Origin of the sequence: Mycoplana rhizolycopersici, assembly GCF_013378445.1 — a bacterium.
GTDB classification, from domain to species: Bacteria; Pseudomonadota; Alphaproteobacteria; order Rhizobiales; family Rhizobiaceae; genus Mycoplana; species Mycoplana rhizolycopersici.
This window is the reverse complement of sequence record NZ_JABXYK010000018.1, coordinates 1-20896: the sequence shown is the minus strand read 5'-3', so window position 1 is coordinate 20896 and position 20896 is coordinate 1. Positions and strand designations below refer to the sequence as shown.

The 20896-nt window shown below is 61.3% G+C and carries 19 protein-coding genes and 1 pseudogene; 10 read left to right on the top strand and 10 right to left on the bottom strand.

The window, feature by feature from the left end; genetic code table 11:
* Nucleotides 1–25 precede the first annotated feature (25 nt).
* Together HV823_RS21990 and HV823_RS21985 are read left to right on the top strand one after the other, a co-directional pair.
* Nucleotides 26–412, top strand: coding sequence for an acyl-CoA thioesterase (locus HV823_RS21990; RefSeq protein WP_176951842.1), 387 nt, complete (start codon nt 26–28; stop codon nt 410–412).
* 179 nt (nt 413–591) lie between these two features.
* Nucleotides 592–1182, top strand: coding sequence for a hypothetical protein (locus HV823_RS21985; protein WP_176951841.1), 591 nt, complete (start codon nt 592–594; stop codon nt 1180–1182).
* Here HV823_RS21985 and HV823_RS21980 read toward each other — a convergent pair whose 3' ends face one another.
* The 3 genes from HV823_RS21980 to HV823_RS21970 form a co-directional block, all read right to left on the bottom strand.
* On the bottom strand, nt 1183–2352 hold the full coding sequence (locus HV823_RS21980) for a DUF1501 domain-containing protein (RefSeq protein WP_176951840.1): 1170 nt from the start codon (nt 2350–2352) through the stop codon (nt 1183–1185).
* Between the two features lie 12 nt (nt 2353–2364).
* Entirely contained in the window at nt 2365–3963 is a 1599-nt protein-coding gene (locus HV823_RS21975; protein ID WP_176951839.1) for a DUF1800 domain-containing protein, read from the bottom strand.
* A 72-nt stretch (nt 3964–4035) separates the two neighbouring features.
* Nucleotides 4036–4389 carry a DMT family protein gene (locus HV823_RS21970; protein WP_176951838.1) on the bottom strand — a complete coding sequence of 118 codons (354 nt, stop codon included), beginning with the start codon at nt 4387–4389 and terminating at the stop codon, nt 4036–4038.
* 203 nt (nt 4390–4592) lie between these two features.
* On the opposite strand from HV823_RS21970, the gene uvrB reads away from it, so the two are divergent.
* Both uvrB and HV823_RS21960 read left to right on the top strand, forming a co-directional pair.
* On the top strand, nt 4593–7727 hold the full coding sequence (gene uvrB, locus HV823_RS21965; RefSeq protein WP_176951837.1) for an excinuclease ABC subunit UvrB: 3135 nt from the start codon (nt 4593–4595) through the stop codon (nt 7725–7727).
* Nucleotides 7728–7982: 255 nt separating this feature from the next.
* Nucleotides 7983–8273: a GIY-YIG nuclease family protein gene (locus HV823_RS21960; RefSeq protein ID WP_176951896.1), complete on the top strand. Its 291-nt coding sequence runs from the start codon at nt 7983–7985 to the stop codon at nt 8271–8273.
* Between the two features lie 561 nt (nt 8274–8834).
* Here the strand turns inward: HV823_RS21960 and HV823_RS21955 are convergent.
* The gene (locus tag HV823_RS21955) at nt 8835–9104 is read right to left on the bottom strand and encodes a hypothetical protein (protein ID WP_176951836.1); all 270 of its coding nucleotides are present in this window, start codon (nt 9102–9104) and stop codon (nt 8835–8837) included.
* Nucleotides 9105–9137: 33 nt separating this feature from the next.
* Between HV823_RS21955 and HV823_RS21950 the strand changes: the two genes are divergently transcribed.
* Together HV823_RS21950 and HV823_RS21945 are read left to right on the top strand one after the other, a co-directional pair.
* Nucleotides 9138–10793: a P-loop ATPase, Sll1717 family gene (locus HV823_RS21950; RefSeq protein WP_176951835.1), complete on the top strand. Its 1656-nt coding sequence runs from the start codon at nt 9138–9140 to the stop codon at nt 10791–10793.
* A gap of 337 nt (nt 10794–11130) precedes the next feature.
* Nucleotides 11131–11685: a hypothetical protein gene (locus HV823_RS21945; protein ID WP_176951834.1), complete on the top strand. Its 555-nt coding sequence runs from the start codon at nt 11131–11133 to the stop codon at nt 11683–11685.
* A gap of 254 nt (nt 11686–11939) precedes the next feature.
* On the opposite strand, the gene dusA is transcribed toward HV823_RS21945, so the two are convergent.
* Nucleotides 11940–13250, bottom strand: coding sequence for a tRNA dihydrouridine(20/20a) synthase DusA (dusA, locus tag HV823_RS26825; protein ID WP_343051987.1), 1311 nt, complete (start codon nt 13248–13250; stop codon nt 11940–11942).
* 105 nt (nt 13251–13355) lie between these two features.
* On the opposite strand from dusA, the gene HV823_RS21930 reads away from it, so the two are divergent.
* The 3 genes and pseudogenes from HV823_RS21930 to HV823_RS21920 all read left to right on the top strand — a co-directional run bounded on the left by HV823_RS21930 (nt 13356) and on the right by HV823_RS21920 (nt 15826).
* Nucleotides 13356–14456: a site-specific integrase gene (locus tag HV823_RS21930; protein ID WP_176951833.1), complete on the top strand. Its 1101-nt coding sequence runs from the start codon at nt 13356–13358 to the stop codon at nt 14454–14456.
* Between the two features lie 605 nt (nt 14457–15061).
* A pseudogene (locus HV823_RS21925) lies at nt 15062–15409 on the top strand (septal ring lytic transglycosylase RlpA family protein); the annotation flags it as partial.
* Between the two features lie 207 nt (nt 15410–15616).
* Nucleotides 15617–15826: a cold shock domain-containing protein gene (locus tag HV823_RS21920; protein ID WP_176951832.1), complete on the top strand. Its 210-nt coding sequence runs from the start codon at nt 15617–15619 to the stop codon at nt 15824–15826.
* Between the two features lie 615 nt (nt 15827–16441).
* On the opposite strand, the gene HV823_RS27410 is transcribed toward HV823_RS21920, so the two are convergent.
* Nucleotides 16442–16690 carry a DUF1515 family protein gene (locus HV823_RS27410; RefSeq protein ID WP_425487689.1) on the bottom strand — a complete coding sequence of 83 codons (249 nt, stop codon included), beginning with the start codon at nt 16688–16690 and terminating at the stop codon, nt 16442–16444.
* Between the two features lie 10 nt (nt 16691–16700).
* Nucleotides 16701–18143 carry a DUF1254 domain-containing protein gene (locus tag HV823_RS21910; protein WP_176951831.1) on the bottom strand — a complete coding sequence of 481 codons (1443 nt, stop codon included), beginning with the start codon at nt 18141–18143 and terminating at the stop codon, nt 16701–16703.
* 629 nt (nt 18144–18772) lie between these two features.
* On the opposite strand from HV823_RS21910, the gene HV823_RS21905 reads away from it, so the two are divergent.
* Nucleotides 18773–18946, top strand: coding sequence for a hypothetical protein (locus tag HV823_RS21905; protein WP_176951830.1), 174 nt, complete (start codon nt 18773–18775; stop codon nt 18944–18946).
* 714 nt (nt 18947–19660) lie between these two features.
* On the opposite strand, the gene HV823_RS21900 is transcribed toward HV823_RS21905, so the two are convergent.
* The 3 genes from HV823_RS21900 to HV823_RS26525 all read right to left on the bottom strand — a co-directional run.
* Complete coding sequence (locus HV823_RS21900; protein ID WP_176951829.1) at nt 19661–20011, bottom strand: hypothetical protein; 351 nt, start codon at nt 20009–20011, stop codon at nt 19661–19663.
* 58 nt (nt 20012–20069) lie between these two features.
* Nucleotides 20070–20525, bottom strand: a complete 456-nt coding sequence (locus HV823_RS21895; protein ID WP_176951828.1) for a hypothetical protein — start codon at nt 20523–20525, stop codon at nt 20070–20072.
* A gap of 172 nt (nt 20526–20697) precedes the next feature.
* Nucleotides 20698–20896: hypothetical protein (locus HV823_RS26525; RefSeq protein ID WP_210270902.1), on the bottom strand; the 199-nt coding region annotated here is incomplete at its 5' end.

Genomic DNA, 20896 nt, shown 5'->3' with positions numbered 1-20896 from the left:
GATGCGATACAGGGAGCACCGATTCATGACCGACCCCGCCTCTCCACACGGCCAGTTGACGCTCAGGACCCTTGCCATGCCCGGCGATGCCAATGCGGCCGGCGATATTTTTGGCGGCTGGGTCATGTCGCAGATGGACCTTGCTGCCGGCATCCGCGCGGCCGAGCGCGCCCGCGGCCGCGTCGTCACCCGTGCCGTTCGCGAAATGGCATTCGAGCTGCCCGTGAAGATCGGCGATACGATCAACGTCTATACCGAAGTCACACACGTCGGGCGCACGTCGATCACGCTTCTGGTCGAAGCCTGGGCCCACCGTTATCTGACCGGCCGCCTCGACAAGGTGACAGGCGCCACCTTCGTCATGGTGGCGCTCGACCACGAAGGTCGTCCTGCCGTCGTTCCTGCAGAATAGGACGCGCCGCGCGCTCCGTGGCCGGGCGGACGGTGGACTTCGTCGCGCGCCTCTGACAATCTGCCGCAAAAGTTGCAATGATCACGCGGCCGCGGGAGCCCCAGCCCGTGCACTGCGACCGCACGCCGCTCTCACCGGCCCGGTCCCTTCGCCGCCTCCCGACATGGAGACAGTGTCCGATGGACCACCCGGCGACGGATCCAGCCCTGTTCAACCATATCCGCGTCGTCGTCGGCATGGTTCTCAGCCTCTCGATCGCACGCCTACTGACCGGCCTGGCGGTATTCATCCAGCATCCCGGCCGGACGCGCATCTATTGGGTCCATCTCGGCTGGGTGCTGTCGATGTTCCTGTTCCTGCTGCATTTCTGGTGGTGGGAATACCGGCTGGCTGCCCTGACGTCGATCGACTTCGCCGTCTACATGTTCCTGATCGGCTTCGCCTGCCTGTTCTTCTTCCTGTGCGTCCTGCTGTTTCCCACCTCGATCGAGGAATACAGCGGCTATGAGGATTACTTCCTGTCGCGCAGGGCTTGGTTTTTCGGCTTTCTGGCGCTTGCCTACACAGTCGACCTTGCCGACACCGCATTGAAGGGGCTGCCCTATTTCGAGTCCTTCGGCTACGAGTATCCGCTGCGCAACGGCACCTATATAGTGCTCTGCGCTATCGCGATGATGACGGCCAACCGGACGTTTCACGCGGCTTTCGTCTCCGCCGGCCTGATCTACCAGATCAGCTGGATCTTCCGTGCCTTCGACGTCCTCAATTGATCAGCCGCGCAGGTAGCTCGCGCCGGTCTCCAGCGTCAGCCCCGGAAACACGCTGCTGCCCAGCGCCTTGGCGGAAATGCCGAACTGCTGATAGAGCATTGCGGCAGCGAGCTGCCGCAAGTCCGTGGTCGGCTGCAGGTCCCGCCCATCGAGAAGGCTTGCTTCGGAAAGCGTTGGCCAGTTGCCGTGTATCCTGCCACCGGCAACCGCACCGCCTGCAATGATCGCCACGCCACCGGTACCGTGGTCGGTGCCGGCGGAACCATTCTCCTGCGCCGTCCGGCCGAATTCCGTGATCGCCAGGATCGCCGTCCTGCGCCAGACGTCCGGCCGCAGGTTTGCCTTTAGCGTCAGGATCGCCGTGCAAAGCTCGCCGACCGGCTTTTTGAAGGTGCGATCCTGACCGACATGGGTGTCCCAGCCGGAGATCGAGAAGCTGGCGATTCGGTGCTCCCCGGAAAGCATGCCGGCGGCGAGCCTTGCCACCGATTCGACGCCGCTGCTGCGTTTTTCGCCCGCATAGATGCCGTCGGAAAACATGTCCGTCGCGACTGCCTCTGCCATCGCGGCGGCAAAGACGGGATCATTGCGATACAGACGTGTGAAAAAACTTCGCTCGTCGTCGGCCAGCTCCAGGTTCGCCCGCGTCGACCAGACGTCGACCGGGTTCGGCCCCGCAAGGATGAGTTCGGACGTCGTATTCACGTCGATGGCCTTTCGCGCGCTGCCGCGCGTTATGCCGGCGATCGCCCTGTTCAGCCACCCCGTACGCTCGTCTTGCACGGCGGCGCCGCCGCTCTCAAGCATGTCCTGCCCGTCGAAATGGCTACGGCCAGAGCGGTAGGGCGTCGAAATGGCGTTGACGAAGCCGAGCTCGCCCGCACGCCACAGCGGCAGCAAGGCCTCGGCGGCCGGATGCAGGCCGAAGTAACCGTCGAGATCGTGCAGGCCCTGCTCCGGCAACAGCGACAACTTCGGGCGCAGCAGCCGCAGGGCGGGATCGCCATAGGGCTGCACGAGCGCCAGTCCGTCCATCGCGCCGCGCAGGACGATCGTGACGAGCCGGTTGTCGCCGGGCAAGGCCGCAAAGGTGACGGGGGTCGCGAGCGGTGCGGCCGCCACGCAGCAGGCGGCGCCAAGGAATGTGCGGCGGCTGAAATCTGTCGTCATCGCATCCGCTCCTCAGCGCCTGTTGAATTCCGGCGAGGCCAGCACCATCGCCAGTCCGATCTCGCGGCTCGGTGCGCGCGCGACCGACTGAATGGTGTCGTCCCGGGCCAGATCGCCCAGCGTCGCCTGCAGGAGCCCGCGCGGATCCTGCCCTTCGCCGAACCGAGCGACCAGCGTTCGGGACCAGGCGATCCGCTCGGTCAGCTGGCTGGCGGTGATCCAGCTTGCGAGATTCTCATCCCATCCGGCCGGGCTGGCCGGCTTCCACATCGGCTGACCGAACCGGCTCAGCGCGCCCACGGAATAGGGGTTGGCCCGGAACGGAATGCGCCCGTCGGCAGTCGGAGCGGCCACGAGCCCCACCCCGCCGGTCTCGCTCATTGCCGCCGGTGTGTTTCTTTCAACGCCGGCACCGGAAACTCCCGTCATGTCCATGTCGTTGCCAGCCACCGGCTTCGCCATGGCCGGCTGGGCCGGCTCAGCCATCGTTCCTGTCTCCGCTCCTGCCGCTACCATCGATTGCACGTCCGCCACCCGAACCGGTGCGAGCGCGTCGCCCGGCACGTTCAGCGCGCGAAGCCCGGCGACGACGAATTCATAGGGCTGCCGCGCCTTCTGCCCTTCCTGTTCCCAGCTGCGCGGATGCTCCAGCATCGCCCGGTAGACGTCCGGCAGATTGCCGTCGCTTTCGGACCACGCCGCCACCATGGCTTCGACGACCTCTGTGGGCGGATCGTCCGCGATGAAATGGACAACGAGCTTGCGGCAGATGTGGCGCCGCGTCGCCTCCTTCCCGGCCAGATCCGACAGCAGGGCCTTCACGTCTTCCAGGCGGCGCACCGGACCGCCATAGTCGGTGCCCAGAACGCGGTGGATGCCGGGTTCGGCCCGGTCCTGGTGATAGGCCATTCTGAATTTCCAGCTTTCGCTGTCCAGCCCGGTCAGAACACAGGCCGCCGCACGCACGTCGTCCTGCGTATAGCCGCTGCCGGCGCCCAACGTATGCAGCTCGATCAGCTCGCGTGCGAGGTTCTCGTTCAGCCCGAGCCCCTTTTTGACGCCGTAGGCGGAGCCGGGCCCGACCGACTTGGTCTGGTCGAGATAGATCAGCATTGCCGGATGCAGCGTCGCCGCAGTCAACAGCTGTTTGAACGACCCGGCGAGATTGGGACGCAGCGCCTCGGCCTCGTAGAGCCCTACCAGCACGCGCATGGCGCTCGACTTGCCGGCGCTGATGGCGAAATGACCGCACCAGAACGAGGCCAGCCGCTCGAAGAAACCGTTCGGCGATTCGACCGCGTGACGGATCTTGAGATGCTGGTCGCGCAACGATGCTGCCGTCAGCCCGATTTCGTAGGGGTTGACCGTACGGTCGCCGACCTTGCGTACGGTGCCGTTCTTCTTGGCGTCCTGGTTTGCGCGAAACAGGGTTCGGAACTGCGCGAAGCTCGCCCGCCGTCCGTCGATCCCGTCATAGGGGAATGGACAGGTCTCGGCGACGCCGCGCTGCACCTGCGCCATCAGCGCATCCACATCCTCCGCCGGCGGCTCGCCCGGTCTCGGGCCGAGGCCGAAGCGATGCGCCGCGATCGTGCCGAAGGACGGGATCATGAGGCTTCATCCTCTCTATGGAGAACCACTAGCGCGCGATTGCGACTTCTTTTCCGCCGAGACCCGCGTTCACTAACCCTTGAAGACGAAGGCGGCGCCGGCGGCGATCAGGGCGAAGCCGACGAGGTGGTTCCAGGTCAGGCTCTCCTTGAGGAAGAACACCGAGAAGCCAGCGAAGATGACCAGCGTGATCACCTCCTGGATCGTCTTCAGTTGGGCGGCGGAATAGACCTCGTGGCCGATGCGATTGGCGGGCACCGCCAGGCAGTACTCGAAGAAGGCGATCGCCCAGCTCGCCAGGATGACGAGATAGAGCGGCGCGGCCTTGACCTTGAGATGGCCGTACCACGCGAAGGTCATGAAGACGTTGGACAGGCAGAGCATCACGATCGGCCACACGGCCGCGGGATTGAAGGCGAAAGGCATGGGCGGGGTCCGGTTCCTGAGGGGATTTCGCAATGTCATAGACGATTCTCGCGCGGCCTGCGAAAGGCATTCGCGACGCCGAAGCGGAACGCCAAAACCATGGCGGCATGATGGCCCCCGCCTGCCGACGCCGCGCGCGATCCGTTTCCCTTTTGTACTCGTGCCCCCTTCCCTTTCCCGGTGACTCTCTCCATATTCCGCCCATGGCCAGATCACCGAAGAAATCATCCCCCTCGAAACCCGGCTTCGAGGAAGCTCTCCAGTCCGAATTCGAGGGCGCGCCGATCTCCGGCAGCGTCTCCGACTGGGTGAAGCAGCTGGAAGCGGATGCAGAGGCCTCGTCGCTGGAAAGCCAGCGCGAGATCGCCTCGAAGGCCGGCAAGCACCGCAAGAAGGTGGAGAACGCCGCACGCCAGCACGCCGAGAAGGTAGCGCTGGAAAAATCCGCCGGCAGTGCGAAGGGCCGTACGGCCGTCACCGCCCAGAAAACCTCCCGCGGCGTCTCGATCGGCGCCTCCTCCGATCCGAAGACCCGCGCGGCCGCCGGGCTCAATCCGGTCGCCGGTCTCGACGTCAACCTCGAGGAGGCCTCCTCGCTCAACGCCGGTGCGGCCGTCACCGCCACCGTCGAGGCGCTGGCGAAGCTGATCGAGAGCGGCAACCCGCTGCACAAGAACGGCGAGATCTGGACGCCGCACCGCCCGCCCCGGCCGGAAAAGTCGGAGGGCGGCATCGAGATCCGCATGGTCTCCGAGTATGAACCGGCGGGCGACCAGCCGACTGCCATCAAGGATCTCGTCGAGGGCCTGAACAGCGGCGAACGCAGCCAGGTTCTGCTCGGCGTCACCGGCTCGGGCAAGACCTTCACCATGGCCAAGGTGATCGAGGCGACGCAGCGCCCGGCGCTGATCCTCGCGCCGAACAAGACGCTCGCCGCCCAGCTCTACTCCGAATTCAAGAACTTCTTCCCGGACAACGCGGTCGAGTACTTCGTCTCCTACTACGACTACTACCAGCCCGAGGCCTATGTGCCGCGCTCGGACACCTACATCGAGAAGGATTCCTCGATCAACGAGCAGATCGACCGGATGCGCCACGCCGCCACCCGCGCGATCCTCGAGCGCGACGACTGCATCATCGTCGCCTCCGTCTCCTGCATCTACGGTATCGGCTCGGTCGAGACCTATACCGCCATGACCTTCCAGATGACCGTCGGCGATCGCCTCGACCAGCGCCAGCTGCTCGCCGACCTCGTCGCCCAGCAGTACAAGCGCCAGGACATCAATTTCGTCCGCGGCAGTTTCCGTGTCCGGGGAGACACCATCGAGATCTTCCCCGCCCACCTCGAGGATGCCGCCTGGCGCATCTCCATGTTCGGCGACGAGATCGACGCGATCACCGAGTTCGACCCGCTGACCGGCGCCAAGACCGGCGACCTGAAGAGCGTGAAGATCTACGCCAACTCGCACTACGTCACCCCGCGCCCGACGCTCAACGCAGCGATCAAGTCGATCAAGGACGAGCTGAAGCTGCGCCTGGCGGAACTGGAGAAGGCCGGCCGCCTGCTGGAGGCGCAGCGGCTGGAGCAACGCACCCGCTACGATCTGGAGATGCTCGAGGCCACCGGCTCCTGTGCCGGCATCGAGAACTATTCGCGCTACCTCACCGGCCGCAAGCCGGGCGAGCCGCCGCCAACGATGTTCGAATACATCCCCGACAACGCGCTGGTGTTCATCGACGAGAGCCACGTCACCATCCCGCAGATCGGCGGCATGTACCGCGGCGACTTCCGCCGCAAGGCGACGCTGGCCGAATACGGCTTCCGCCTGCCCTCGTGCATGGACAACCGCCCGCTTCGCTTCGAGGAATGGGACGCGATGCGCCCCGACACGATCGCCGTTTCCGCCACGCCCGGCAACTGGGAGATGGAGCAGGCCGGCGGCGTCTTCGCCGAGCAGGTGATCCGCCCGACCGGGCTGATCGACCCGCCGGTGGAGATCCGCTCCGCCAAGACGCAGGTCGACGACGTGCTCGGCGAGATCCGCGACACCGCGCAGCGCGGTTACCGCACCCTCGTCACCGTGCTGACCAAGCGCATGGCCGAGGACCTGACCGAATACCTGCACGAGCAGGGAGTCCGTGTCCGGTACATGCACTCCGACATCGACACGCTGGAGCGCATCGAGATCATCCGCGACCTGCGGCTCGGCGCCTTCGACGTGCTCGTCGGCATCAACCTCTTGCGCGAGGGCCTCGACATTCCCGAGTGCGGCTTCGTCGCCATCCTCGACGCCGACAAGGAAGGCTTCCTGCGCTCGGAGACCTCGCTGATCCAGACGATCGGCCGCGCGGCGCGCAACGTCGACGGCAAGGTCATCCTCTATGCCGACCAGATCACCGGCTCGATGCAGCGGGCGATGGACGAGACGGCCCGCCGCCGCGAAAAGCAGATGGCCTACAATGCCGAGCACGGCATCACGCCGGAATCGGTCAAGGCAAGGATCTCCGACATCCTCGACAGCGTCTACGAGCGCGACCACGTCCGCGCCGACATTTCCGGCGTCTCCGGCAAGGGTTTTGCCGATGGCGGCAACCTCGTCGGCGCCAATCTGCAGACCCATCTCAACGCACTGGAAAAGCAGATGCGCGACGCCGCGGCCGACCTCGACTTCGAAAAGGCCGCCCGCATCCGCGACGAGATCAAGCGCCTCAAGGCCGCCGAACTCGCCGTGATGGACGACCCTATGGCGCGGGAGGAGGCAAGGAGCCTGGAAAGAAGCGGCAAGGCTGGCCGCCCCTTATCCGCCCTGCCGGGCACCTCCGCGTCTGACGGGGAGAAGGGACAAGCCGCAGCCTCTCGATCCCCCTCGCCCCGCCAGCCGGCAGACGGCCGGGTTGAGGGGCAAAGCCTCTTCCAGAAACCCTCGCTCGACGACATGGGTCCGGGGACCGACACCGAAATTCCTTCTCCCCGTTCACGGGGAGAAGGTGCCCGAAGGGCGGATGAGGGGCAGTCGCTGTTCCGGAAAAATTGCCTGGACGAAATGACCGTCGGCCGCACCGAAAAACCGGTCACGGGCGCCCTGCCGGAAAAACCCGAAGAGGCAAAGAGCACGAAGAAGCGCTTCTCGCCACTGCTCGAAGGCCAGCCGGAACGCGGCGACGCCCCCGCCCCGCGCCCGTCATCCCCCACGCCGTCATCAGGCGCGTCCCGTGGCTCCGCCGACGACGCCAAACCCGTCGTCCGCGGCAAGGTCGGCGTCGGCAGCTACGAGGACCCGGGCGAGGAGAAGCGGAAGGCCAAGGGCAAGGGCAAGACGGGGCGGCCTGGGCGGTAGCCCCGGACAGTCGGCGGACCGGGGCGACAGATCCAGCGCGCCGCCCCATCCTCTACCGTCATGCCGGACTTGATCCGGCATCCAGCGCGCGATGTCCATTGCGCAGAAGACTCTTCCATGTGAGGGTCCTAAGACTTCATTCACGGCGCAGACGCGCCGTGTCTGGATGCCGGATCAAGTCCGGCATGACGGGTGAAACAGGCCGCCATGCAACCCCGACTTGCCTTCACGCAAGACCACCCGCATCATCGCCGCATGAAAGGCTACGTCTACATCCTCGCCTCACAACGCAACGGCACGCTCTATACCGGCGTAACCACCGACCTGCCGCGTCGTCTCTTCGAGCGCCAGAACGACCTGACGCCCGGCTTCACTTCCCGCTACGGCGTCAAGACGCTGGTCTGGTTCGAGGAGCACGACCTCGTCACCGACGCCATCGCCCGCGAAAAGGCGATCAAGAACTGGCCGCGCCGATGGAAGCTCGACCTGATCGAAGCCGCCAACCCCGACTGGGACGACATCGCACACTACTTGCACGGCCTCTGATCCGAACGGCGCCAGCCTCGACCCGTCCTGTCGCCACCGCCATCCCTGTCAGGCTCCCCACCATCCGTCATGCCGGACTTGATCCGGCATCCAGCCACCGCGCGTCCGCGCGGTGAATGGCTCCCGAACGCTAGTCCTCGGTAATTTCAACCAGTTCTTCCGCGCGATGGACATCGCGCGCTGGATGCCGGATCAAGTCCGGCATGACGGAAGAACTGGCGCGTCGTCCGCAGCAAGGTCGGAGTCGGCAGCTACAAGGACCCGGGCGAGGAGAAGCGGAAGGCAAAGGGCAAGGGCAAGACGGGGCGGCCGGGCCGGTAGCCCCCGACAGGGCGCGGACCGGGGCGACAGATCACGCGCGCCGCCCCCTCCTCTACCGTCATGCCGGACTTGATCCGGCATCCAGCCACCGCGCGTCTGCGCGGTGAATGACTCCCGAACGCTAGTCCTGGTAATTTCAGCCAGTTCTTCCGCGCGATGGACATCGCGCACTGGATGCCGGATCAAGTCCGGCATGACGGAAAGTTGGCGTCACGTCCGCGGCAAGATCGGCGTCGGCAGCTACGAGGATCCGGGCGAGAAATCGCGCAAGGTGAGGACATAGCGCGAGGCGGGCAGACCGAGGCGGTAATTCCGCAACAGAACGCGTACCTGAACGACAGATCCCGCGCGTCGTCCCGTTTCCCTTTCCTCCGTCATGCCGGACTTGATCCGGCATCCTGCCACCGCGCGTCTGCGCGGTGGCAGCAATTCCGCGAGAGGTTCCAGCAGGCCACAATTTCTTGTTGAAAAACACTTCTCTACAGCTTCTTTGCCTTCGATGGTGGTCATACACTGAACACCTGACGCGGAGGGTGGAATTTAATGGCTAAATATTTGCGCAAGAGTTCAAATCCAATCATCCTTCGCCCGGACGCAAACATTGGCAATTCGTCAGCGGAGGCTGACGACGAGTTTCTATTTGATTGTTTCTTTGATCATCCTTCACTGGCCGTCCTGAGAGATTTATCGAGTGCGAAGCTGTTTGCGTCAGGGAGAACAGGGATTGGAAAAACTGCACTCCTTCGAATGATCGCGAGAAAGAGTGAACATGTATCACACGTTGATCTGACTGACTTAGCACTAAATTACGTAGCAAATTCGGACATAATTCAATTTCTAAACGCCATAGACTTAGACTTAGACCTGTTTTACCAAACCCTATGGAAGCACGTTTTATGCATCGAGTTCATAAGGCTAAGGTTTAACGTTGACGACAGCGATGCATCTCGGTTTGCATTCTCGCGTTTATTTGAAATATTCTCCGGAGACGCACGCAAGAAGGCAGCTTTGGACTACCTGCGAGAATGGGAGAGCCGATTCTGGATAACAATGGATGAAAATATAAAGGAGATCACACAGAAGGTTGAGAGCACAATCGACGCCGAACTCTCCGCGGAGGTCGAGAAATTTAAAGGGCGAGCCGGGTATGCGCGCACCCTAAGCGCAGAAAAAAAATCTGCCTTGACCCACAGAGCTAAGAAGATTGTAAACTCAGAGCTTCTAACCGATCTCTCAAAGGTCCTCGACCTTCTTTCAGAATACGATGGCAAAGATAGATACTCTAGCAATTATTACATATTGATAGACAAGCTCGATGAGAAATGGGTTGATGATCGCATCCGCTATCAACTTATTCGCGCCCTGATCGAATGCTTACGATCATTCCGAAAAGTCAGAAATCTCAAAGTTATAGTTGCATTGCGCTCTGACGTTCTTGAACGCGTGGTGCAGGAGAGCTCTCACGCTGGATTTCAACGTGAAAAGTATGACGACTATTTCCTTAGAATAAGGTGGACCAAGGATCAACTGTGGCAATTGGTAGAAAAAAGAATAAATTTTCTATTTAGAAGAAAATACTCTTCCGAAAATATCTTCTTTTATGATGTATTTGAAAAGAAAGTTGGGGGAAAGGATTCTTTTGATTATATGATTGAGAGAACACTTTTGAGACCAAGAGACATAATTTCATACATAAACATTTGCCTTTCCCTTGCGCAGGGGCAAGATCATGTTTCGCAAAAAATTATTCGCCAAGCAGAGTCTGAATATTCAAGAATTCGACTGCAAGCCCTCACTCAAGAATGGGAGAGTTCCTACCCATCCATCAAGATTGCCTTTAATCTCATTTCCGGACGGGGTGGTCGGTTTAAACCAGGTGATATTTCCGGCCGTGAATTTATCGAAGAGTTTATTCTTGAGGTGGACGACAAAATTCAATCCGATACTGACCCAATCGCTAAACACGTAAGGGATTACCTGAGACGCGAAAGCCCGGAAAAACTGTTAACTACTGCACGCTTGCTCTTTTCCACACTTTACCGAATTGGCGCCGGGGGCCTTAAATTGGCACCGAACGAACCGTATCTTTATGCGTACAAAGATGTATCGGTTGTGCTGCCTGAAGCAATTACGGGCGAAGCCAAATTCATCGTTCATCCGATGCTACACAGGGCTCTGAATATAAGTGAACACGCTTAAGGATCACCTGGCAGTTTAATACATCGGTCTGGCACTTGCTCATTTTCCGGCTTGGAGCATTGCTTAGTGGTGGCTCGCCTGAGAGGCGGTAGGCTACCATCGGAACTGGGAACGATCTTTGAATTTCCCCCAACAAAATCAACACCCCCGCCCCAGTTTACGCAGGCGAGTTCGCGCGGGCAGGATCGCGCAGGCAGGGTCTTGCGGTCGGGAGCCGCGCCGGCGAGCCGTCCCTTCGCCGCCGCCATCGCCGGCCGATCGCGCGGCCATGCCCTCGCCTGCCCTCCTTCCGCACGCCATCTCCGCCGCCACGTCCACCAGCCCATGGAGCCGAACGATGTCCGACGACCCATTCCAGCTCGACCGGACCGATGCCGCCGGCCGCTGCCTCGATCCGCCGATCCACCGGGAGGTGGAGCGGGCCGCCTGCGCCCTGCTGCTCTTTCCGGAATTCGTCTGCCGCCGCCCTCCGTGCCGGCGGGCGCTGAGCTGCGTCCTGCTCGACGGCCGGGACCGCCGGCCCTGCCTCGGCGAGGCGACACCGGCGGCGCGCGCGCTGCACCGGGCGATCTCCTGCGAGGCGCTGCGGCTGATCGAGATGCTGGCCTTCGGGCCTTCGACGCCGGTCACGCCGCCCAGCCGCGACCCGGACGAGCGCGAGGTGCAGGAGGCGGCGGCTGCGATCGTCCGCGCGATGCTGCCGCGCGGCGGCCTGCTGGAGGCGCGGTTTGACACTTGGCACCGCGGCCGCAAGGCCGCGACCGCTCCGCCCTATGCGGGCCGCGACCTTGCGGAATACCGGCATTTCCTGCGTTTCATCGGCGCCCGGCGGATCGCCCCGGAGCTGAAGTGCCGCCGGAACGCCCCGCCCATCCGGACGGCGCACCCGTAATGCCTGCCATGTCGGTGAAGACTTGGGCAGTTGTGCTGGCAGTCGCGGCTGCAATGGCTGCGCTGGCGATGACGGCTGCGATCGCTGTGATCGCGATGATGCCTGTGAGGCTGGTCATGGCGGCGACCGCTGTGACGGCCATGACGACAGTGACGGAAGTGACGGTGGTCATGCCCGCCATGCCTGGAAGGCAACCGCTTCGGTCCCGCGGCGGCACCGAAGCCGCCTTGACGCCGCCTTGCCCCCGTGGGCCGTTACTCGGCCGCCGCCCTGTCGGCGCCCGCCTCGAGCACCGCGGCAAAGGCCGCCGCGATCACCTCCGGGCCCGCGCCCGGCCGGGTCGCGTCGGCGGACAGGATCTGGCGGTAGCGCCGTGCTCCCGGAAAGCCCTGGAACAGGCCGACCATATGGCGGGTCACGTGGTTCAGCCGTCCGCCGCCGGCGACCACGCCGTCCGCATAGACCATCATCGCATCGCGCACGCCTTCCCAGAAGGCCGCGTCGGACAGCGCGCGCCCCTCTCCCCCGCGGGGAGCAGGCGCGTGCCGGACGAGGGAACCCTCAGAGGCGGCGCTGGCGCCAACGCCCCCCTCGCCGCGTCGCGCTGCACGGCACGCCTCCCCGCTGCCGATTAGTGGGTGCGTGTCGCCGACGCTCTCAGGCGGGCCGTCTGCGGCATCGCGTGGTCGACCTCCTTCTTCCCGCCGGGAAGAGGACCCGGTTGGCCGGACGAGCGGGCCGTTGGCGACGGCCGCGGACGGCGATGCATCGAGACTGCGGATGCCCGCCGGCGCGAACACCGCATCCACGCCGGCAAGCACGGCGCTATCCTGATAGGCGGCGCGGCCGAGCATGGCGCCATCCAGCGCCTCCCCCGGCCTGCCGATCTCGGCCTGGGCCTGCTCCAGTGTGTGTAGGCCGCCGTTAAGGCCGATGAACAGGTCCGGGTTCTCCGCCTTCAGCCGGCGCACCAGGGCGTAGTCGAGCGGCGGGATGTCGCGGTTTTCCTTCGGCGACAGGCCCTGCAGCCAGGCCTTGCGGGCGTGCACCCAGACGGCGTCGACGCCGGCGGCCTTCACCCGCGCGACGAGGTCGCGGAGCGCAACCTCCGGATCCTGGTCGTCGACGCCGATGCGGCACTTCACCGTCACCGGGATCTTTACGGCCGCCTTCATCGCAGCGACGCAGTCGGCGACCAGTTGCGGCTCGCGCATCAGGCAGGCACCGAAGGTGCCGGACTGCACCCGGTCGGAGGGGCAGCCGACGTTCAGGTTGATCTCGTCATAGCCGAATTCGGCGCCGATGCGGGCCGCTTCGGCAAGCTTTGCCGGATCGCTGCCGCCGATCTGCAGCGCCAGCGGGTGCTCGACCGTATCGTAGCCCAGCAGCCTGTCGCGGTTGCCGCGCAGGATCGCGTCGGCGACGATCATTTCGGTATAGAGCACGGCGCTCTTCGTCAGCTGCCTTGCGAAATAGCGGTAGTGGCGGTCGGACCAGTCGATCATGGGCGCCGTGGCGAAAAGCTTCGCCCCGGAAATCAGCGCGTTCTCATAAAAATCAGACACTTGCGTCTCTTCCTGCTTGTCTCATTTGACGCGGTTTCAGCTCTTTTTTGCCCATTTGCATCGTGATATTGCTACATTGTAGCAAACGAATATGGCGTGTAGCAAATGGGTACCATTACTGAGCGAAAGCGGCGCGACGGATCAAAGGCTTATATTGCACAGATCCGGATAATGCGAGACGGCGCCACTGTTCACAGCGAGGCGCAGACGTTCGACCGGCGGCCGGCCGCCTCCGCCTGGCTCAAGAAGCGAGAGACCGAGCTTTCCGAACCCGGGGTCCTAAAGAAGCTCACCAAGCGTCAGGCAACGCTGGCTGACGCAATTGACCGCTATATCAAAGAAAGCCGTCGGCAGATGGGGCGGACCAAGGCGCAATGCCTGGAGACGCTGAAAGGTTTTCCCATTGCATCTAAAGCGTGCCGGGACATCGGCTCGTCCGATATCGTCCAACTCGCCTCCGAACTGTCTGACGGGCGTGAGCCGCAGACCGTGGGCAACTATCTGTCCCATCTAGCAAGCGTATTCGCTATCGCCCGTCCCGCATGGGACATCGATCTCGATCGCAGCGCGATGGCGGATGCCGCGGTAGTGCTGAAACGCCTCGGAGTAACCTCGCGGTCGAAACAGCGCGACAGACGACCAACGCTCGACGAACTGGACGCGCTGATGACCTACTATGGCAATCGAGAAGTTCGCCACCCCAACGCCTTGCCGATGCGCCGCGTCGTCGCTTTTGCAATCTTCTCGACCCGACGACAGGAGGAAATAACGCGCATAACGTGGGAGGACCTGGATACGGAACACGGCCGTGTGCTGGTCAGGGACATGAAGAATCCAGGCGAAAAAATCGGCAATCACGTTTGGTGCGACTTGCCGACCGAAGCCTTGCGGATCGCAAATGCCATGCCGCGCACCGCTGAGGCCAGAATATTCCCCTACGACAGCAAATCAGTCAGCGCCTCTTTCACGCGCGCGTGCCTGCTGCTGGGTATAGATAATCTTCACTTCCACGATTTGCGACATGACGGCATATCACGCCTTTTCGAACTCGGTTGGAACATCCCGCATGTAGCGGCAGTCTCCGGGCACAGGTCATGGAACTCGCTCAAGAGGTATACCCATATCAGGCAACGCAACGACAAGTACCTGAGCTGGGAATGGCTGAATGAAATCGCGCCGGTGGTTCAGGATGAAAGCGCTACATGAGAAGCCTTCTCGCACTTCTTTTGCATACTGGCGGAAGGCGTGACAGTAAATCTACCGTGAATTAAGCATTGACTTTAAAATGTTGTCCAGCAAGTGCGCGAGGCGAAACTACTGGCGGAGAGCCATGCCGGCGTAGTCGCCTGCACCCGCGATGCCGACCCGCGGCTTGGCGAGTTAAGCAAATGTTCAGGATGCATAGGTAGCCTTGCGATAGGCGCGACTTGTCATTGCGTACGCGCCGATTTTTCTCTGCCCGCTTCGGCGGGTTCTTTTTTTGGTCAACCGTACCGGATTCGCGGAATCAGACCTTCCCGCAGCGACATACACTGTCGTAGATAGGAACGGCTCGCTATTGCTGAGCCTCCCCCGCGCCGACCTGAGCCAGCAGCGGCGCGTTATTGCCCCGCCATCGTGCGGGGCTTTTTTCGTTCTGGCTTAAGCTGCCGAGCTTGCTGTTGCGCTTCAATGGCCGCAGCGTCTCCACTAGGCGAATACAAGATTCTGCGGAACCGGATCAACGTATTAGCGTTCTCTAAATCACCTTTCCTCGTCCTCCAAGCACTTAACGCGGGAACCAATGGCGTTCCGAAAGCGGCCACCAGGGCGCCGGGGCCAGCGACAGCTGCGGGCGCGCTTCCTGGTATGCTCTGACTTCGCAGACTGCCTCCGGCGAATGGATGGATCCGTCGCAATTGACGGCCGCACACAAGACGATGAAGCTGGGCACAAAGATCAGGGTCAACAGCCCAAAAACGGGCAAGAGCGTCGTCGCGCGGGTCAATGATAGGGGCCCATTCGTTCGAGGTCGCGTGCTGGATCTTTCCAAAGCTGCAGCGATCGAGATCGGCATGATTTCGGCCGGACATGCCCGCGTCTGTTTCGAAGACGTTGATGATGATGCTGCCTGGCACCCGCTGTTGCGACCATCTATTATCGTCCGCCCGATTTGGTAGCCCCGTGGCTGCCGAGCTGGCGTGATCGGCTGCAGCCGCATTAGATATATTTCCCGGGTCCGTAGGCTCGTGGAATCTGAGGGGCAACACTCCGAAACCGCATGATCCGAGGAACCGATCTCGGCGCGAGGGGTTCTACAAACCATCATGCAGACATCATCGTTTGCTTGATACTACAGCCAACCCAGATTTTTGAGGATCACCGACGTGGCGACTGGCACTGTGAAATGGTTCAATAACGACAAGGGCTACGGCTTCATTCAACCAGACGACGGCTCCCCAGATGTCTTCGTCCACATTTCGGCCGTGCAGCGAGCAGGTCTGTCGGGACTAAAAGATGGCCAGAAAGTCTCGTTCGAATTGGCGCGAGACAGGAAGAGTGGAAAGACGTCTGCGGATGACCTTCGGGCGCTATAGGGGTGGCAGCGACGATACTCTGAAACGACGGCGCAGCCAGTGCTTCCCCTCCTGAGGCCATCGCCGCAGAGCCAAGCTCGATAAAGGGCTCGATATACTGCGTGGAGATGGCTCGGCAATGTCAGAACGCTCGCCATGCGTAATTGTTCCGGGTCCTAGGGAACTTTTTTGCTTCAGCGCTGTTCGAGTGCCACGGACGCATCAACGCCCCACTGCGTCCCACCTGCGCAGGAGGCCCGTCGCTTCGCTTTTGGAGCGGCGGGCAGACTGACGGTCCCGCTCCGGTCCAAAAACGAGCGCCAATCGCGGGGCGAGGGAGTGTGCTGTGTTAACAATTTTGCTCGGCGCGGCCCTGGTTGTCGGCGGAATCTTGTTCATCTTTCGTGGTGCAATTCGCCGACGGCCCTTAAGCGATCTGCACAGCCCGTCACCATCCGCCACTGACCCTACCCTTGAGCCCCGAGGGCAGACATTGCGATTCTTGGGACTGACACGAAACTTGCCCGGAATTCTAATGATTGCCGTCGGAAGCGCGATGTTGCTGTTTGGTGCCTACTTTGCAGTCATGTAGCGCGAGAAGCATTTGCCAAAGCTAGCAACAGCTCCGGTAGAACCCTAACTTTTGCCGATGATCACCATTCCAATCCTGCCGATCGCGTCGGTGAAGGTCACACCAAGCGCAATTCCGCCGATGCCGATCACACCGAGCGCGCCGATCCCCATCCGCTCCACCGCTTTACGTCGTCGGTGACGGGCTTCATCTGGGAGACGTCCGAGGTGACCGACGCGTGAGACGATTTCGTCTGTGCGCCGATACACCACCGCATTCCCCCGACCCGAAGCTTGGGCTATGCCATCGGTCACCGATGATCGCTTAGCTTACCTTTTTCGCTGCAGGGAGCACCCAAGATCCATCGAGGATCGACGGATTTCCCTCCTTGGGCCAGTACAGTCGCATCATCAAGATGAACTTGTCCTTCGGAGCCGGGAGCCAGTTCGATTCTTTGTCGGCGCCGGGGGATTCATGCTGAATGTATATGTCGGTCGATCCGTCCGGGTTGGCCTTGAGATCCTGACGCGGGCTGATCGAGTACCGGTTAAGAGGATTTTCGACGAAGAAATAACCGGAGTCATACATCGTGATCGACCAGAACCCGTTGGCCGGGGGCAAATGGCCTTTCGGGAAATTGATCACGTATTTCTCTGACCCATTGTAGTCGCGGGAGATCAGGCCGCCGCCCGACTTGGTGCTTGTCGGATAGACGGCGTCCTGGGGCCGATTGGCTCCAAGACCAATGGCAGTAATCAGGGCCCGCTGGAGATAGTCCGTGCCATACAGTCCGGTCTTCGTCGTATAGGCCCAGCCGTTGATGTCCTTGATATCTCCGCCGCTGTCTTTGAAATGCAGCATGATACGGGCAAAGGCTATTTGCGGCAGCCGCTTGTGCAGGATGATATCCAACTTGCTGGCGTCGAAATCCTGACCCGGCACGATCCCGATGGCAGCCAGTTTCTCCAAGATTGGCGCGTCGGCGGCCGCCGGCGGATTATTCTTCATCAACTCGCAGAACAGCGTGAAATACGACACCGCATCCAGCGCATTGACCTGCTCGCGCACCGCAGTCTTCATATCGATGGCAGGGTCGACCTTGCCGGGAGGTGGTGTGTATTCGGCCCCGTAGGCACTCAACGGCACGAGTTTCACCTCGTCCTGGACTTTATGCACTGCTGCATAGTCTTCAGGCGTCCCAGTGCAATAGATGCGGCCGAGTAGCCAAACCATACTTGTCGGTGATTTATATTCTATGACGCCCTCGGGCAGTTCACCCGACCACCCCGGGCCAGTTATCGCGTAGGTCTGAGCACCAGTTCCGGTCGTCCGCTTGCCCGGCACTTCAAAGACATTGGTCCAGCCGTCGAGCATCGGAAACAGGGCGTAACGATCCCCCATGTCTGGCAGGCTCAGGACGTAGGGCTCCTCGCCGACATCGAAGAACGCATAAGTATAGAGGGTGTCGGCATTTGGCGCGGTCACATCTCGGAACGACGCGTTTGGATATTCGCGCAGGCGGCCGATCTGTCCCATCGGGGCTTTCGTGCCGCGCGGCTCAGCGACGTTTGTAATGACCCGTCTTGTATACTCCATAGTGACAAGCGGATACGCGTATGCGTAAGCCTCTAACGCGGTCCAGAAGTCCGTGCGTCCTAGTAACTCATCGCTGATAGACCCATCCTGTGCGGCAACGCCTCCCCCCATTAGTGCTGCTGCAACACCACCACATGAAGATGCCGTAAACGCTCGACGTGAGATCTTCATCATTGTCTCCCCAACATGGTTGCACTCTGCTAGGGAAAGCTATCTGAAGTAACGTGCATAATCGAGTCCCAAAACTCAACGTAGTAAAACCCGCCCTGGCTTATTCGCTCCAACTGCGCTTTCAGCAACCACCAAAACGACTGCGAGGCCGCGAAAGCCCCGGGAGTAGGGCCGCAGAATGCTGGAACATTTCTTCCCAATCAAAGTGTGAATAGGCAGGTGGCCGCAAAGCCAGCGGAGGATTGACATGGTCTACGCTGTGCGCCGCCCGGGCCTAGGTGTCGATCGCTATTGCAGCATCCCGTCATGTTTCAGCCTGGAAAGCTCCGCACGGATCTTTTTGACGTCAGCGCGGTCGATACGTTTCAGCGACAAGAGTTCCTTATCGCTCATTCGCTCCAACTCGCTTACATTCTGGAAGCCTTGAGACAGTAGGACCACCGTGAGGCGGACGCTTAGTCGAGAGAAATTCAAATCGTTGGGCCCGGGCTTCAACATGCGCACATGGTAATCGGGATAGAGCCCTCCGCAATGCTCCAAAAGGAGACGTTGCCGTTACTTTTGGCGGAGCTGCGAATTTTGAGTAAGCTGAGCGCGTTACTCGGGCTGGGCATGAAGGGGTTATTTGCATGGATGAGCAGAGGAGGAAAATCACAATCGTTCAGCAAAACGGCAAATGGGTAGTCAGCGTAAAGACAGACGAATACTCCAGTCACAAAGCATTTGAAACCGAGGCTGAAGCACGCCAGTTCGCGAGGCAACTGTCAGCAACCGAGTTCACGACAATCGCCGATGAAACGTGATCCGTGGTGGGTCTACGCGATTATCATCGTCGCCATGCTGGGTGCTCTGGCGAGTGCGGTGGGGCGTGTCTGGATGGCGTTCGGCGGATGATAAAACAGCCACCTGAGTGGAACATTTTGCTTCGTGTAGCGTTACGCGACTTGGGCCCGGGAGGCCTTTTTTGGGCCCAATGCGTGCGTCGCGGGGAACGGACGCGAAACACGCGGAGCCAGCGGAGGATGTGACAGGACCTCCGCTGGTGCGTCTGGAAGGCGGCCCTCATGGACTGGACCAAAACAATATGCCCTATAAGTGCCCACCCGGCTACGGAGTTCCGGCCGCCGATCATTGATGGCATTCGAGAGTTCAGCTGTCCCGCCTGCGGGCGATTTCGCGTATTCGAAGATGCAGTGGGGTTGATGGCCAATCTATCCAAAGGCAAGAAAGTGGCGGCGCTTGCGCACGCAGAGCAGCGTTCCAGGAGGGACGGCAGCGTGCCAACGATCGGGCGGGCCGATATCGAGCATAGCTTGGCGATGGGAAACTAATGGCCCGCCTCGTGGTCACAAAGCCCGTAGAAACTCTTTTTGGTTCAATGGAACAATTCATGTGTGCAGCAGTTTATGGGTCGCCGATCCCGGTCGGCAGGTTGCACACGTTCTCAACTGCCTAGCCGGCGGAAATTCCGCCGGTTCTTTTTTGCCAGTGGATTGATATCCTTGGGACTCCAGGAGCTACGACAGTCGGCTTTTTGAGAGGTCGAAGCGCTGGCAGACCTTTAGCATTTCGTGGAGCACGGCGCGATCCGGTTGCTCGCGCCTCTCGAAATCGCCATCCGGATTCGACGGGTTGTTCACACTTCCCATGATCGGCACTATGTGAAAATCGTCGTTGCTGAACGGAGAGTTCCCCGTGATGCGGAATTCGTACCCCGGGAAGTGATCTGATAGGTATGCTGAAAAGCGGTCCTTTGCGTCGACGTATTCTGCCACTCGCCTCCTCGGCGGGACTATCACGAACTGGCTGACTGCTTTTCGGGGCATTCCGTTCTCCCTGGGCTTAGGCTTGATAAGCACGCTTTCCATTGGGAGTCCAATCCTTCCGTTTGCGCCCGTCGCCATGCTGATTTCGTTTTCTGGGTAACTATCCCGGGACACCCAGCGTCTGCTTCTCCGCCCGCCGGCCATTCACGTTATCCAGCCTCTGCAAGATCTCCCGCATGACCCGGATATCGCCGTTCATGTCGTTAAGACTGTCCTGAAGCTCTTTCATCGCCGTGGCCGTGGTTGCGGTGGACTGCTCCGCCACAGACAGCCGGTATTGAAGGTTGTCGATCTTGCCGATGTCCTTTTCCGTGCTCTTCACGCGCTCTTCGAGCTTAGCCATACTGGCACGGTATTCGGCTGACTTCTCCTTTCGGTCCTGTTCGATCGCTGTGCGCCAGGCCTGTAGCTCTTCAATGTCCCTGCTCTTGTCCACCCAGATCGCAACGCCGCCGACACACATGCCGACGAGCGTTATGATTTGGATGATCGTGTTCAGGTTCCATTCGAGCTTCGGGGCGCGTCTCGGTAGTTCCATAGCATCCACCTCTGCCATTTAGTCCCCTGCCTGCATGTGTGCTGTCCGCGGAGCGCCTTGACGCGCGCCAACGCAATTCTCATCTTCTTGCTGTCTACCGCGGCGCCATGGACGGGCGCCGCAGGATAGGAGAACCGCCATGATCCAGCGCTACCTTCCCAGGGAAAGTTTCGTCGATCCTGCTGGCCTCTCAATGCTCGGGAGCACGTTCGACGTGATCTGTCGCCAACGCGGAATAGAGGCCGAAGGCCCAGAGGCAACCGCACTCGCTGGCCTCTTGCTCCGCCACTACCGCGCCGGCATCCATGACCGCGAAAAGCTGCTCGCCATGGCGGGCGAAGCCGATCAGGCTTTGTTCGGCGGCGCCCAATAGGTCAGCACCGCCGGCA